General features: G+C 59.3%; 13 protein-coding genes. 9 read left to right on the top strand and 4 right to left on the bottom strand.

All coding sequences use genetic code 11. The features are described from left to right. Nucleotides 1-152 precede the first annotated feature (152 nt). The 6 genes from DXD39_RS08880 (at nucleotide 153) to DXD39_RS08855 (ending at nucleotide 6,715) form a co-directional block, all read left to right on the top strand. Nucleotides 153-1,343, top strand: a complete 1,191-nt coding sequence (locus DXD39_RS08880; RefSeq protein WP_117803860.1) for an aldo/keto reductase — start codon at nucleotides 153-155, stop codon at nucleotides 1,341-1,343. A gap of 90 nt (nucleotides 1,344-1,433) precedes the next feature. Beyond that, nucleotides 1,434-2,453 carry a Gfo/Idh/MocA family protein gene (locus DXD39_RS08875; protein ID WP_233502618.1) on the top strand — a complete coding sequence of 340 codons (1,020 nt, stop codon included), beginning with the start codon at nucleotides 1,434-1,436 and terminating at the stop codon, nucleotides 2,451-2,453. 144 nt (nucleotides 2,454-2,597) lie between these two features. Then, complete coding sequence (locus tag DXD39_RS08870) at nucleotides 2,598-3,464, top strand: deoxyribonuclease IV (protein WP_117803859.1); 867 nt, start codon at nucleotides 2,598-2,600, stop codon at nucleotides 3,462-3,464. 147 nt (nucleotides 3,465-3,611) lie between these two features. Continuing rightward, nucleotides 3,612-4,472: an ABC transporter substrate-binding protein gene (locus DXD39_RS08865; RefSeq protein ID WP_117803858.1), complete on the top strand. Its 861-nt coding sequence runs from the start codon at nucleotides 3,612-3,614 to the stop codon at nucleotides 4,470-4,472. A gap of 140 nt (nucleotides 4,473-4,612) precedes the next feature. Then, on the top strand, nucleotides 4,613-5,950 hold the full coding sequence (locus DXD39_RS08860) for an ABC transporter permease subunit (RefSeq protein ID WP_233541162.1): 1,338 nt from the start codon (nucleotides 4,613-4,615) through the stop codon (nucleotides 5,948-5,950). 12 nt (nucleotides 5,951-5,962) lie between these two features. Then, a complete protein-coding gene (locus tag DXD39_RS08855; protein WP_117803857.1) occupies nucleotides 5,963-6,715 on the top strand; it encodes an amino acid ABC transporter ATP-binding protein in 753 nt (250 codons plus the stop codon). A gap of 132 nt (nucleotides 6,716-6,847) precedes the next feature. Here the strand turns inward: DXD39_RS08855 and DXD39_RS08850 are convergent, their stop codons facing one another. Beyond that, nucleotides 6,848-7,267 (bottom strand): flavodoxin, encoded by a 420-nt coding sequence (locus tag DXD39_RS08850; RefSeq protein WP_117803856.1) that lies wholly within the window; start codon nucleotides 7,265-7,267, stop codon nucleotides 6,848-6,850. 46 nt (nucleotides 7,268-7,313) lie between these two features. Beyond that, complete coding sequence (locus DXD39_RS08845; RefSeq protein WP_117803855.1) at nucleotides 7,314-8,018, bottom strand: DUF3793 family protein; 705 nt, start codon at nucleotides 8,016-8,018, stop codon at nucleotides 7,314-7,316. Between the two features lie 174 nt (nucleotides 8,019-8,192). Here DXD39_RS08845 and DXD39_RS08840 point away from each other — a divergent pair, with 174 nt between their 5' ends. Further along, entirely contained in the window at nucleotides 8,193-8,576 is a 384-nt protein-coding gene (locus DXD39_RS08840) for a heavy-metal-associated domain-containing protein (protein WP_117758553.1), read from the top strand. A gap of 26 nt (nucleotides 8,577-8,602) precedes the next feature. Here DXD39_RS08840 and DXD39_RS08835 read toward each other — a convergent pair whose 3' ends face one another. Both DXD39_RS08835 and DXD39_RS08830 read right to left on the bottom strand, forming a co-directional pair. Further along, nucleotides 8,603-9,028 carry a hypothetical protein gene (locus DXD39_RS08835; protein ID WP_233541161.1) on the bottom strand — a complete coding sequence of 142 codons (426 nt, stop codon included), beginning with the start codon at nucleotides 9,026-9,028 and terminating at the stop codon, nucleotides 8,603-8,605. Continuing rightward, nucleotides 9,021-10,526, bottom strand: coding sequence for a DNA repair protein (locus DXD39_RS08830; protein ID WP_117803853.1), 1,506 nt, complete (start codon nucleotides 10,524-10,526; stop codon nucleotides 9,021-9,023). The genes DXD39_RS08835 and DXD39_RS08830 overlap by 8 nt, the downstream gene beginning before the upstream one ends. 225 nt (nucleotides 10,527-10,751) lie before the next feature. Between DXD39_RS08830 and DXD39_RS08825 the strand changes: the two genes are divergently transcribed. Further along, a complete protein-coding gene (locus DXD39_RS08825) occupies nucleotides 10,752-11,276 on the top strand; it encodes an iron-containing alcohol dehydrogenase (protein WP_158565512.1) in 525 nt (174 codons plus the stop codon). 199 nt (nucleotides 11,277-11,475) lie between these two features. Then, nucleotides 11,476-13,170 carry a glucose-6-phosphate isomerase gene (pgi, locus tag DXD39_RS08820; RefSeq protein ID WP_006234371.1) on the top strand — a complete coding sequence of 565 codons (1,695 nt, stop codon included), beginning with the start codon at nucleotides 11,476-11,478 and terminating at the stop codon, nucleotides 13,168-13,170. The last annotated feature ends 174 nt before the right edge of the window (nucleotides 13,171-13,344 follow it).

The following is a 13,344-nucleotide window of genomic DNA, read 5'->3' as shown; positions in this document are numbered from 1 at the left end:
TTCATCGGGCTTTTTGCTGATGTTAAAGCGGTGTCGTGACGGCTCGATTTCTGCTGCGTTACGATACGTTCTCGATTGCGATTCCACGATGTTTCGGTCGCGTGACCATTGTGTTTCGTCTTGCCGGGGCGCTGATGGCGAAAGGAGGGGCCGTGCAATACCGCGTTGACCCCAAAAGTGGTAACCGAATATCTGCTCTGGGTCTGGGCTGCATGAGATTTCCCGGTGCGCCGGGACACCCCGATGCGAAGACGGCCGATGCCATCATTTCCCGTGCGGTGGAACAGGGGATTAATTATCTGGATACTGCGTATCTTTATCCCGGTAACGAGGTGTGCGTGGGCGCCTCACTTGAGCGCTTGGGGCTGCGTGACCGGGTGTTGCTGGCGACTAAGTTGCCGCACGCTTCGTGCAAATGTGCGGAGGATTTCGACCGCTTTTTTGACGAGCAACTGCACCGTTTGCGGACCGACCATATCGACTACTACCTTATGCACAACATTACCTCGCCCGCCCAGTGGGAGCGCGTGGTGGCGTTGGGCATCGAGGACTGGATTGCGCACCAAAAGGCTGCGGGGCGTATTCGCCAGATAGGTTTTTCGTACCACGGCAGTGCGGCGGACTTCCTCACGATGCTTGACGCGTATGACTGGGATTTTTGCCAGATCCAGTACAACTACGCTGGAGAGCGCTACCAAGCGGGAACGGCGGGACTCATGGCGGCTGCGGAGCGCGGGCTCGCGGTGTTTGTGATGGAGCCGCTGCTGGGCGGGCGTTTAGCGGGCAAGCTGTCGCCGCGGGTCCGGGCTGTGCTCGATGACGTACGCGATCCGTACCTGAAGTCGCCGGCTGCTTGGGGCCTTTCGTGGGTGTGGAACCATCCTCAAGTCACGATGCTGCTTTCGGGCATGACCGATACCGCGCAGGTGGACGAGAACGTGGCATTGGCGGATCGCGCACTGCCGAATTCGATGACGAGAGAGCAGCTCGATACCATCGCACGTGTGCTGGGAGAGTTTGAGAAATCGAATCGCGTGCCCTGTACGGGGTGCGGCTACTGCATGCCATGCCCCAAGGGCATCAATATTCCCGGCTGCTTTGGCGCCTACAACGCGAGCTATGCGCACAGCTGGTTTACGGGCCTGTCTCAATACTTTACGGCGAGCGCGGTGCGGACGAACGAGCCCAAGCTGGTGAGCAATTGCGTCAAGTGCGGCAAATGCGCACGTCACTGCCCGCAGCACATCGATATTCCCGAGCGTCTCGACGATGTGCGCCGACGTTTCCAGCCTGGCCCCGTAACGGCTGCGCTTAAAGCCTTTTGCAAAACGCGCTCCTCATGACCCTTTTATAACTTGCGGTGGAATAGTTCCTGTTTGCGGCAGAATGGGGCTTAAACAGGAACTATTCCACCGCAACTGAAGGGGGCTGTCGTGGGCCATCGGGATTCATGTGATGATTTGCGCGAGGTTCGTTGGGGCGTTTTGGGCGCTGGGCACATTTCGCATCGATTTGCATCGTCGCTCAAGGAGGTGGACGGGGCGCGGCTTGTGGCTGCCGCCGGTCGCGCCCCTTCGCATGTTGAGGAGTTTTGCAGGGCGTTTTCGATTGATGCCGCGCACAGCTATGCCACGACTGACGATAGCGGCGATGCGGCTTATGATGCGCTGATTGCCGACCCCGATGTCGACGCAATCTACTTGGCTCTTCCACATGGCATGCATGCGCATTGGGTCTGTCGGGCACTGCGCGCGGGAAAGGCCGTGCTGTGCGAAAAACCGGCCGTTTTGAGTGAGGAAGAGGCTCTATCGATTGCCTCCACCTCTCGCGAGCGCGGCGTACTGTTTATGGAGGCGATGAAGAATCGGTTTTGTCCGATGCATACTCGCGTGAAGGGTTTGCTTACGTCGGGCGAGCTTGGCCGTATCGTCTCGATCGAAAGCGTGCAAAAACTCGATTATGGTCAGCCGCCTTCGAGTTATCTGCTCGATCCGTTGCAGGGTGGCTGTCTATATGACATGGGCTGCTACGCGGTCGGGTGGTTTGAGGATCTTCTTGCGGGTGCGTGCGATGTTTCGTCTCGTGAAGTTCGCTGGCGTGACGTATCGGGTGGCCGCGTGGATTGGGCCGATGAGATCCATATGAGTGTCGGCGGTATACCCATTCATATGGTGTGCGACGGCAAAGCAGCATATGAAAGCCGCTTAATGATTGCCTGCGAACGGGGTTCGGTGGAAATCGAGCGCCTCCATCGCCCCGAGCTCGCCCATGTGAAGTACTCCGACGGACGAATGCTCGAAATTAATGCCCCGTTTGAGGTCGATGATTTCTACGGCGAAATTCAGCATGCGACGCAGCTCGTCCAGACGGGAGAGCTTGAAAGCCCCGTTATGCCTCTTGCCGCCACGCAGCGCTGTGCGCAGATTATCGATGCGATTCGCTTGACGCTCTAGGCTGCGGTGCTGGTGCTCAAGGGGGCTCGGCGGACCTTGCCCCTGATGCCCCTTTTATATCTTGCGGTGGAATACGGTCTGTTTGCGCCAAAATAAGGCACCAATAGACCGTATTTCACCGCAACTGATGAGGGGGAGTTGGAGATGCTGACGATCGGGTGTCATCTTTCGACGACGAAGGGCTATCGGGCAATGGGGGAGACGGCGTTGTCCATTGGTGCCAATACCTTTGCGTTCTTTACGCGCAACCCGCGCGGTGGCAAGGCAAAAGACCTTGACATGGATGACGTGGCGGCTCTGCGCGAGCTTATGGCGCAAAACGACTTTGGACCGCTGGTGGCGCATGCCCCGTATACCTATAACCCCTGCTCCGCTAAGGAGCGGGCGCGGGAGTTTGCCTTGGAGGCTATGGCGGAAGATTTGCAGCGTCTGGAAGCACTGCCCGGCAACTACTACAACTTCCATCCCGGTGCGCATGTGGGACAGGGGGCAGACGCCGGCATTCAGATGATTGTCGACACGCTGTGCCAGGTGATGTTTGAGGGACAGCAGACGACGGTATTGCTTGAGACCATGGCGGGCAAGGGCACCGAGGTGGGCCGTAGCTTTGAAGAACTGGCGCGCATTATCGAGGGCGTTGCCGCCAAGTGCCCAGAGCTGTCCGATAAGCTGGGCGTTTGTTTGGACACCTGCCATGTGAGCGATGCCGGCTACGACATCATCCATGATCTTGACGGCGTACTCGACGAGTTCGACCGCGTGGTGGGTATCGAGCGCTTGCGCGCCGTGCATATCAATGACTCCAAGAACCCCTGCGGCGCCCATAAGGATCGCCACGAGTGCATCGGCAAGGGCTACCTGGGTAGTGAAGAGTTTGGCGGCGGTATGCAGGTTATGCAGAATATTGTATCGAATAGCCGCTTGCGTGCACTTCCATTTATTTTGGAGACGCCGAACGAACTTGCAGGTTATGCAGCTGAAATCAAAATGTTAAGGTCATTGCAGCAGTAATGACTGTTGCTAAGTGGAGTATTCCATTCACGTTATGGGTTTGTTTCAATCAGTTTTCTCATTGCAGAATTGTAATTCCGGGTGCATAATAGCCAACAGTTTTTGCAGACCTCTGAATCAAACGGGGTCACTGGAAGGAGACTGATTATGAAGCTCAAGAAGCTTGGCGCGTTTGCAGCCACGGGCGCCATGGCGCTCGCTCTTGCACTGACGGGCTGTGGTTCGTCCAACGCCACCTCTGGTTCCGATGCCGGTTCCAGCAGCTCTGACAACGCGAAGGTCGAGAAGGTCGACGGCTCCAAGGAGTATGTACTCGTCAAGGACGGTACGCTCACCGTCGGCACCTCTGCCGAGTACGCGCCGTTTGAGTACAAGGATGACAACGGCGACTACCAGGGCTTTGACCTTGAGCTCATCAAGGCTATCGGTGACAAGCTGGGTCTGGATGTCGAGTACGTCAACAACGACTTCGACACGCTCGTCCCCGGCGTTGCTTCGGGCGCCAAGTACGACGTCGCCATTGCGGCTATCACTGACACACCCGAGCGTGAGAAGGAAGTCACTTTCTCCGACTCTTACTACATGGACGATCAGGCTGTCGTGACCAAGGTCGATAACACCGACATTACGGCCGATAACTACAGCGAGAAGCTCAACAATGCCGACGCCACGATCATCGTTCAGTCCGGTTCGACCGCCGAGGCCTTTGCTCAGGAGAACTTCCCCAAGGCCAAGATCGTTCCCTATAAGGACGCTACCGAGTGCTTCAGCGCCCTACAGTCCGATAAGGGTGACGCCGTGGTGACCAACCGCTCCGTCGCCAGCCAGCTGACCGCCGAGCAGTTCAACACCTGCCAGACCATCAAGCAGATCAGCACCGGCGAGGAGTACGCCATCGCCATCAACCAGGGCAACACTAAGCTCAAGGACGACGTCAACCAGGCCATCAAGGACCTGACCGATGACGGTACCGTTGACGCCCTTATGGCTAAGTACAACATCAAGTAAAATAGCTACTTGATTGCACGCGGGCCCTTTCCGTTTTGGCGGAGAGGGCCTTTGCGTTTCTTGAATGGGCGTCATCCCGCCCCGTTATGTCGGCAACTTAAACGTTAGGAGCCACCTTGTCTCGATTGAACCAAGGAGCCATGGGCAAGAGCCATCCACTGCCCTCGATGCTCCAAAAGCTGGCCTGTGCCCTGGCTGTGGCGCTCGCCCTGGTATGCGCGGGGGCCTGCGTGCCCTCGACTGCTCAGGCACTTGAGACCGCAAAGATTACCGCCCGACCCAATACCGGTTCGGGTAGCGACGTGGTCGGTGGCACCGAGACTCGTATCACTTGGGAGGTCCAGGCCGATGCCGATGAGGAACTGAGTGGTCTTTCGCTGACGTTTGTCGATGGCACGACCTTTGGTGCGGACGACACGCGTCTGACGATGCTCTCGGGCGATGACCTTATGGACCGTACGCCCATGAAGCCTACGTGCAAGGTCGACGGCCAGACGCTCAAGATCGATTTTGGTGAGACGGCGCCCGCCGGCGGTTATTTCCGTGTCGAGGTCTACGGCGTGACCTTCCCCGTCGAGGGCGGCGACGAGGCCTTTAGCGGCACCTACACTTTGGCCGATGGTTCGACCAAGAAGATCTCCAAGATTCCGTCGGTGGAGATCAAGGGCGTGACGGCATTCGATAACTTCCTGGCCGACCTTAAGGAGCAGCCGTGGGTCGAGGCATGGAATTCCAACATGTTCCTTCGCCTGTTCCTGAACCCGGTCATTTTGGTCCAGAGCCTGCCGATCGTCTTCAAAGGCTTCCTCATGTCGCTCTCGATCGTGCTCGTGGCGTTTCCGCTGGCAATTCCCTTTGGTTTCGCCCTGTCGCTCATGCGCATCTCCAAGTCGCGCATCCTGCGTTGCCTTGCCGGTATCTATGTGAATATCATTCGCGGTACGCCGGCGTTCCTGCAGATCTACATCGCGTTCTTTGGCCTGCCGCTGGCCGGCGTCAAGGTTGACGACTATGTGCTGGGCGTCATCGTCATGGCCATGAACTCGTCCGCCTACCTGTGCGAGATCTTCCGTGCCGGTATTCAGTCGATCCCCAAGGGCCAGAACGAGGCTGCGCGCTCGCTGGGCATGAACGCCTTCCAGACACTGCTCTACGTTATGATTCCGCAGACGTTCCGCAATGTCCTGCCAACGTTGACCAGTGAGTTCATCCTGCTTTACAAGGATACGTCGCTGCTCGCGGCCGTGGGCGTGGTCGAGATCGTCATGAACGCCCGCACCATCGTGGCCACGACGGGCTCTATTACACCGTACGTGGTTGCCGCCCTGTTCTATCTGGTCATCACCCTGCCGCTCGCTCGCTTGGTGAGCGGCCTTGAGGCGAGGCTTTTGGGCACGGCCGAAACTAAGAAGAAGCGTCCCGCCAAGAGCGCCGGACAGGTCGTCGCGACGCCCGCCGATCACATCGCCGGTCTGTAAGGAGGTCCTATCATGAGCGAAACCAATAACTCGAACGAGGTCGTCGTCAGCATCAAGAACCTCCAGAAGGCCTTTGGCGATAACGTGGTCCTGCGCGATATCGATCTGGATGTGCACAAGGGCGAGGTTGTCGTAGTTCTGGGTCCCTCGGGCTCGGGTAAGTCGACGATGCTTCGCTGCATCAACCGTCTTGAGCATCCCACGAGTGGCTCGATTGTCGTTGAGGGTGTGGGCGTGTGCGCCAAGGGCGTCGATCTTAACAAGGTGCGCACGCATCTGGGTATGGTGTTCCAGCAGTTCAATTTGTTCCCGCACCTCTCAGTCAAAAAGAACGTCATGCTCGCGCAGCAGAAGGTGCTCAAGCGCAGCAAGGAAGAGGCCGAGAAAATTGCCGTCGAGGAGCTGACCAAGGTCGGTCTTGCCGAGCGTATCGACTTTATGCCGAGCCAGCTCTCGGGCGGTCAGCAGCAGCGCGTTGCCATCGCCCGCGCCCTGTCGATGAACCCGCACGTCATGCTCTTTGACGAGGCCACCTCGGCGCTCGACCCCGAGCTCGTGCGCGACGTCCTGGGTGTCATGCGCGACCTGGCACGCGACGGCATGACCATGATCGTCGTGACGCACGAGATGGGCTTTGCCCGCGATGTCGCCGACCGCGTCGTCTTTATGGATGGCGGCGTCATTGTGGAAGAGGGTACGCCGAGCGAGGTCTTCGACCACCCCAAGAGCGAGCGCACCAAGGCGTTCTTGGGCAATATCTCGTAGCGGCGCGTCGAAATTGTCGATATAACAAACGGGGATCGGATAGTATCCGGCCCCCGTTTTTGTTTGGGCATGAGCGACTGTTGTTGTGCGGTGCTCGGCTGTTAGTTGCCTTGCGACTTTCTGGCGGCTTCGTTAGGCCAGCTCCGCTCCCAGGGCCTTGCAGGCCGCTTCGCCCTCATCGTCGGGGGCGTCGTAGCAAATGACGGAATCGACGACGTTGACACCTGCCTCGTCGGCGTCGGCCTTCCAGTTGTCCATCCACTCGCCCTCGGCCCACGAATAGGAGCCAAAGAGGACGACCTTCTTGTCGCCGAGGACTTCCTTGACCTCATCCCACATCGGCTGGAACTCGTCGTACTCGAGCTCCTCGGACCCCATGGCGGGGCAGCCGAAGGCGAAGGCGTCATAGTTGGTGACCTTGTCGGCAGAGAAGTCGGCGCAGGAGATGACCTCAGCCTCGGCACCCGCGGACGTGGCGCCTTCGGAGACGAGGTTTGCCATTGCCTCGGTGTTGCCCGTGCCGCTCCAGTAGACGACGGCGATCTTGCTCATGTTGAGTCCTTTCAGTTGTGCGGCAGGTTGCCGCGGCTTCTATGTTCTATCGGGTTGCCTGGGCAAGTTGCGCCAAGCTGCAGCCCTGCTGATAGACAAAGGTGAGGTATTGAGTGCAAGCGCGGTAGGCGTCAAACATCGCAAGCGCTTGCTCGACATTCGTGTAGACCTTCCAGGCCCCAAAGACCTTGTAGTTCTCGCCGCGCTGGACGATAAACTCGTGCACGTCGTCGTAGGGATATCCAAGGAAGTAGCCTATTTCGTGCGGAAACTCGCAGGTGCAGTCGTTGCTGCAGCTAGCTTGCTGGGGTAGTGCGCATCGAGTCTGGCTACAAGCGCATTCCGCGACGTTATTGCTCGCGAGCGTGATGCGTGATGCCAAATGCACAAGGCATGTCGAAAGGTCTCTCGTGTCGTAGCCTTCCGAGGTGAGCGCCGTTTGGGCGCGAGGGTCTGCGAAATAGGTGGTGAGGCTTTTGGCTCGGTACGCGTACACGAGCGCTCCGCAGGGCCGCCAGACCAAAACACTCAGGTGGATGCCGAGCGGGTCAAGCTCGCGATTGCACTGGGCGATAACGTTGAGCAGGCGTGCTCGGCGTTCTGCGATGGTTTCGGTTGTGGTCGAGCCGTCCCCGTGGGCGTAGGTGCCTGGATAGGTAAAGAGCGATGCCGGCTTGATGCCCGCGAGCGTGGGAGAGCAGTTGCGCACGACTGCTGCCTGAAACGTTGGGATGTCTATGGTTCGAGTCACGGCGCTCCTTACGGATCTAAACTGTTAGCCTAGGAAAACTTATACACGAAAGTAAGCCATGGTCAACAAAAAAGTTTGAAGAGGGAAACTAATTGACCGAACAGACATGATTTTGGGTTAAGATGGAGACACCCCATGGGGGTATCTAGATAGTGCTACTTGAAAGGGGAGCGCATGAGTGACTTGCTCAACCCTGCGAATCTCATCGTGCTGGCCGTCATTGCCGTCGGCATGTTTTTTGGACTGCGTCGCATTGCCGCTTCGACACACGGGAAGAGTTGTTGCAGCGATGGTGCGAGCGGCAAGAAGGCCAAAAAGGTTGTTGTGGTGGATACCGATGCGTCGCACTATCCCTATAGCGATGAGCTGCTCATCGGCGGCATGAGCTGTGACGGCTGCGCTCAGAACGTAGCCAATGCCCTCAATGCGCTGGATGGTGTGTGGGCTACGGTAACGTACGCGGACCACACAGCGCGTGTGCGCTCCAAGCGGCCGATCAATCGCGGTGTCCTTGAGACTGCCGTGAGAGATGCGGGTTACTACGTCATGACGCTGTAAGCGTCGCTCTGGGTGCGCTTCCTTGGCTAGGCTCGTCCGCGCAGCTCGATGTCTTGGATGTCGTCGAAGTCGATGGCGATGTCTCGGAGCTTGAGGAGCTTGAAGGCGGGGAGCGCCTCGTCGAGGATGCCGGTGCGGCTGCGATAGCCGTATGTATCGTAATAGGTGACATGAACCAAGTCGCCACGTCTGAGACCCTCGAGTTTTTTAGAGAGCACGAGGGCTTTTTCTTCCGTGAGCTCACGTTTTGGCTCGACGGTGATTTCCTGCTTGCGCACGAGTTCGTAGTATCCCGTGAGGGCGGCAAAGGGCATAAACTGCGCGGCACGGCCGGCACGGACGGCGCCGTTGGCGGTGAGCTTGGGGTCGGCGGATCGACGTCTTCCCTCGGGGTCCGCTAGACGTTCAAAAGGCGTCGGTGGCCGCATCGGCTGTTGTTGGGACTTAGGCACGATGTCCTCCTACCTGATCGTTGCGTTCGCGCGCGGTGGCGCCGGCGGTAAAGCTTAATCCCTTGACGAGCGCGTTCTTGCCGTACTTGTCTTTCACGGCTAGGACGGCGCGCGCCAGGTCGCGCTCGCGCTCATCGGCCTCGACGTCGCTAAACAGATCGACGGTGGCAAATTCCTCGGGCACCAGATTGCCAAAGCCCAGATTGATACGCTTGACCGGTCGCTTGGGGTCGACCGTTTGTGCCCAAAGGTCATCGAAATGCCCCATGATCTTCTTAAACGAATTGGTGCGCTCGGGCAGCTTTCGCGAAGCGTTTGAGTGCGCGAAGAGCGCGGCATAGCCACCGCGCGGTTTGCCGCCATGCTCTCCCACAAAGATGCCATCGATTGCCTGCGCCTCACGTACCAGTCGGCGCCGTTCGTCATTGCGCTGGACGGGCTTGGGCGCACGGGGTGCGAGCTCAGGGCCGGCGGTCGCGGTGGGTTCGATGCCCGAGGTGCTCGAGCGCAGGTGTCCGCAGCCGTCTATATACTGTGCCGTTCCGCTAGCGTCGAGTCGGCGGATGTCGGCCCGCTCGTTCGCGTAGCCCACAAAGAGCGAGATGCTGTCGCACACCACGTGTTTGTCGATCAAGTCCAGTACGGCCGCATCGACCATCTCGCGCAAGACGGTGTAGGCCTGCTCGTAGGCATAGCCCTTCGAGAGCACCTGTCCCGTGGTGGTCGAGGTCACCTGCGGGCGATAGGCTTGGATATCGGCGATGGTTGTCGGCTCGCGACCAAAGGCGTGATCGATAAGGTATTCGGCATTGACGCCGAGCTCATCGTAAAGCAGGTTTTCGTCGAGCGCGGCGACGCCCATCAGATCGTAGACGCCGCACTTTTCGAGGCGGGCTGCCACGCCGGGGCCGATGCCCCAGATATCGGTAATGGGACGATGAGGCCAGATCTCCTTGCGAAAGGTCTCGTCGTCGAGTATGCCGATGCGGCTGGGTACGTGCTTGGCGGTAATGTCGAGCGCCACCTTGGCCTGAAATAGGTTGGGGCCGATGCCGACCGTCGCCGTGATGCCGGTGCGCGCGAGGACCTCGTCGCGCAGCGTGCAGGCGAACCCTTCCGCATCTGTGTGATAGAGGTCCAGATAGGGCGTCACGTCGATAAAGCACTCATCGATGGAGTAGACGTGCACGTCCTGGGGGCTGACGTATTCCAGATAGATACCGTAGATTTTCGCCGACACCTCCATGTAATGCTGCATGCGCGGTACGGCCGTGATGTAGTCGATGCCATCGGGAATTTCGAACAGACGGCAGCGATTGCGTATCCCGAGGTCCTTCATGGCCTGTGTGATGGCGAGGCAGATGGTCGTGCGCCCGCGCGATTCGTCGGCAACGACCAGGTTGGTAGTGAGCGGATCGAGCCCACGGTCGACGCACTCGACGCTGGCATAAAACGTCTTGAGGTCGATGCAGATATAGGTGTGCTGCTCGTGCGCCATCCGTGTCCTTCCATCAAACACATGTTCTTATCGAATACATGTTCGATAATACCTGCTTGCACGGACATCGTCAAAACCTGTCCCTCTTTGGCGGGTATGGTCGTGCGGTTGCATCGGGTTTTTTAACGCAGCTCTAAAGAGCGCGAAACAGCTCGGAAAACCTCGCTTCGTAGCATGAGTCTAACGATTGATACCGCCTATACGCACGGAAGGGTTGTGGGGATAATGGTCAACTATGGGTTTGGTATGCCGACGCGCTTGGTTGCGGATGGGGATGTGGCTCGCTGGTGCGGGCGATTGGTTGCCCACTATGGCGGCACCAAGGCACTGGTCGTGCTGGGAGGCGACAAGCACACGCGTGATGAGCTCGTTTCGGCGGCGCTGGGCTCGCTCGATCGCGCCCTGCTCGAGCGCGTGCTTTTCCGCTGCGGTTTGGTCGGGGGCGACGGGGGAGACGAGCTGATCGACGAAGCCGTGGCCCTGGCGACCGACGAAGGCGTGGACTTTGTCCTGGCGATCGGCGATGCCGATACGGCCGGCTTTGCGCGCGAGCTCGCCCGTCGTATGGCGGCGTTCGATGCCGGTGAGGACGGCTTTGTGCCTTATGGATGCATCGTCTCCGAGGGAAAAGTGCCCGCCGTTGTGGGTGCCGGCGAGGTTCCCGTTTTCGCCATTATCGCGCCCGAACTGCTGGAGGGCATTGGGTCTCCTCTGCGTGAGTTGCTCGGCAGCGTGTGCGCCGCGGCCTAATATTTACCATAAAGGGATAGGTTCTATTTGATTGGTAAAGCGTTTGACCTGCCAAAACAAACCTGTCCCTTTTTGGCCGGTCGCCGTTTGGGGGCCGATTGGCAACGCTCGCTGATTATGGTCTTGACCTGCGCTAGAATAGTGGCATCTGAATGTCCGGGCGCATGGAGGCGTGCGCCCGTATGCTGAGGAGGACTTTATGGCAACTGTTGCCGCACCCATCGACGCTACGTCGACTGCCGCTTGGAAGGCGCTCGAGGCTCATCAGGAGAAGCTCGAGGCCGAGGGCATCGACCTCAAGGCCTGGTTCGCCGCTGACGCCGACCGCGTGAATAAGTTGAGCTTTGACGCCGGCGACCTTCACTTCGATTTGTCGAAGAACTTGGTGACCGATGAGACCGTCAAGCTGCTGTGCGATCTTGCCCGCGAGGTGAAGCTCGAGGAGCGCCGCGACGCCATGTTCTCCGGCGAGCACATCAACACCACCGAGGACCGCGCCGTCCTGCACACCGCGCTGCGCCGTCCGGCAAGCGAGAAAGGCCAGCTTATCGTCGACGGCCAGGATGTCGTCGCCGACGTGCACGAGGTCCTCGACCGCATGTATGCCTTCGCCGAGCGCGTGCGCTCCGGTGAGTGGAAGGGCGTTACCGGCAAGAAGATCGAGCACCTGGTGTCCATCGGCATCGGCGGCTCCGATTTGGGCCCGGTCATGGCTTACGAGGCCCTGCGTCCCTATGCCGACGCCGGTATCGACTGCCGCTATATCTCCAACATCGACCCCAACGACCAGGCCGAGAAGCTCAAGGGTTTGGATCCCGAGACCACGCTCGTGATCATCGTCTCCAAGACCTTCACCACGCTCGAGACCCTCACCAACGCCCGTGAGGTCAAGACCTGGATGCTCGAGCAGCTCAAGGCTCAGGGCGCCATCGACGGCTCCGATGAGCAGAACGCCGAGGCCGTGGCAAAGCACTTCGTCGCCGTTTCCACCGCACTCGAGAAGGTCGAGGCCTTCGGCATCGACCCCGCTAACGCCTTTGGTTTCTGGAACTGGGTCGGCGGCCGCTACTCCGTCGACTCCGCCGTGGGCCTGTCGCTGATCGTCGTGCTCGGCCCCGAGCGCTTCCAGCAGTTCCTCGAGGGCTTCCACGCCATCGACGAGTACTTCTGCAACACCCCGCTCGAGAACAACGCCGTCGCGCTGATGGGCCTGCTCAACGTCTGGTACGTCAACTTCTTCGGCTCCAAGAGCCACGCCGTGCTTCCGTACTGCCAGTATCTGCACCGTTTCCCGGCCTACCTGCAGCAGCTCACCATGGAGTCCAACGGCAAGCATGTCCGCTGGGACGGCAGCGCTGTGACCTCCGATACCGGTGAGATCTTCTGGGGCGAGCCCGGCACCAACGGCCAGCACGCCTTCTACCAGCTGCTGCACCAGGGCACCGTGGTGGTCCCGGCCGACTTTATCGCTTTCGCCAACACTGCTAACCCCGCAACCGACAGCGGCCAGGATGTCCACGAGCTGTTCCTGGGCAACTTCCTGGCCCAGACCAAGGCACTCGCCTTTGGTAAGACGGCCGATGAGGTGCGCGCCGAGGGCACGCCCGAGCAGATCGTCCCGGCTCGCTGCTTTGAGGGCAACCGTCCGACGACCTCGATCTTCGGCGACACGTTGACCCCGTTCGCGCTCGGCGAGCTCATCGCCCTGTACGAGCACATTACGTTTGTCGAGGGCACGGTCTGGGGCATCGACTCCTACGACCAGTGGGGCGTCGAGCTGGGCAAGCAGCTTGCCAAGCAGATCACCCCGGCCTTCCACGACGATGCCGCCAAGGCCGAGCAGGACGCTTCGACCCAGGCGCTCATCGAGTTCTATCGCGCTCATCGCAAGTAGTCTTTACGGCTGAGTTGGCTTATGGCTGAAAGGGGCCCGTATCCGTTGGGATACGGGCCCCTTGCTATTTGGATAGGATGGAATGTATCGGGAGGCGCCTCGACGGGCATCGCAATCGTCGAAGGCGCGCCGTTCATGTTTGGGACAATATGACATTTTTCCCGTTGCAAACAG

Origin of the sequence: Collinsella sp. TM04-29 (assembly GCF_003466565.1) — a bacterium.
In the GTDB taxonomy this organism is placed as follows: domain Bacteria; phylum Actinomycetota; class Coriobacteriia; order Coriobacteriales; family Coriobacteriaceae; genus Collinsella.
Note: the sequence above shows the minus strand (reverse complement) of the source record. Positions and strands in the feature narration are given on the sequence as shown.

Coding starts and splice junctions, on each gene's coding strand:
- DXD39_RS08870 (WP_117803859.1), top strand. CDS start 2,598: ATGCTGACGATCGGGTGTCATCTTTCGACGACGAAGGGCTATCGGGCA.
- DXD39_RS08865 (WP_117803858.1), top strand. CDS start 3,612: ATGAAGCTCAAGAAGCTTGGCGCGTTTGCAGCCACGGGCGCCATGGCG.
- DXD39_RS08860 (WP_233541162.1), top strand. CDS start 4,613: ATGGGCAAGAGCCATCCACTGCCCTCGATGCTCCAAAAGCTGGCCTGT.
- DXD39_RS08855 (WP_117803857.1), top strand. CDS start 5,963: ATGAGCGAAACCAATAACTCGAACGAGGTCGTCGTCAGCATCAAGAAC.
- DXD39_RS08850 (WP_117803856.1), bottom strand. CDS start 7,267: ATGAGCAAGATCGCCGTCGTCTACTGGAGCGGCACGGGCAACACCGAG.
- DXD39_RS08840 (WP_117758553.1), top strand. CDS start 8,193: ATGAGTGACTTGCTCAACCCTGCGAATCTCATCGTGCTGGCCGTCATT.
- DXD39_RS08830 (WP_117803853.1), bottom strand. CDS start 10,526: ATGGCGCACGAGCAGCACACCTATATCTGCATCGACCTCAAGACGTTT.
- DXD39_RS08825 (WP_158565512.1), top strand. CDS start 10,752: ATGGTCAACTATGGGTTTGGTATGCCGACGCGCTTGGTTGCGGATGGG.
- pgi (WP_006234371.1), top strand. CDS start 11,476: ATGGCAACTGTTGCCGCACCCATCGACGCTACGTCGACTGCCGCTTGG.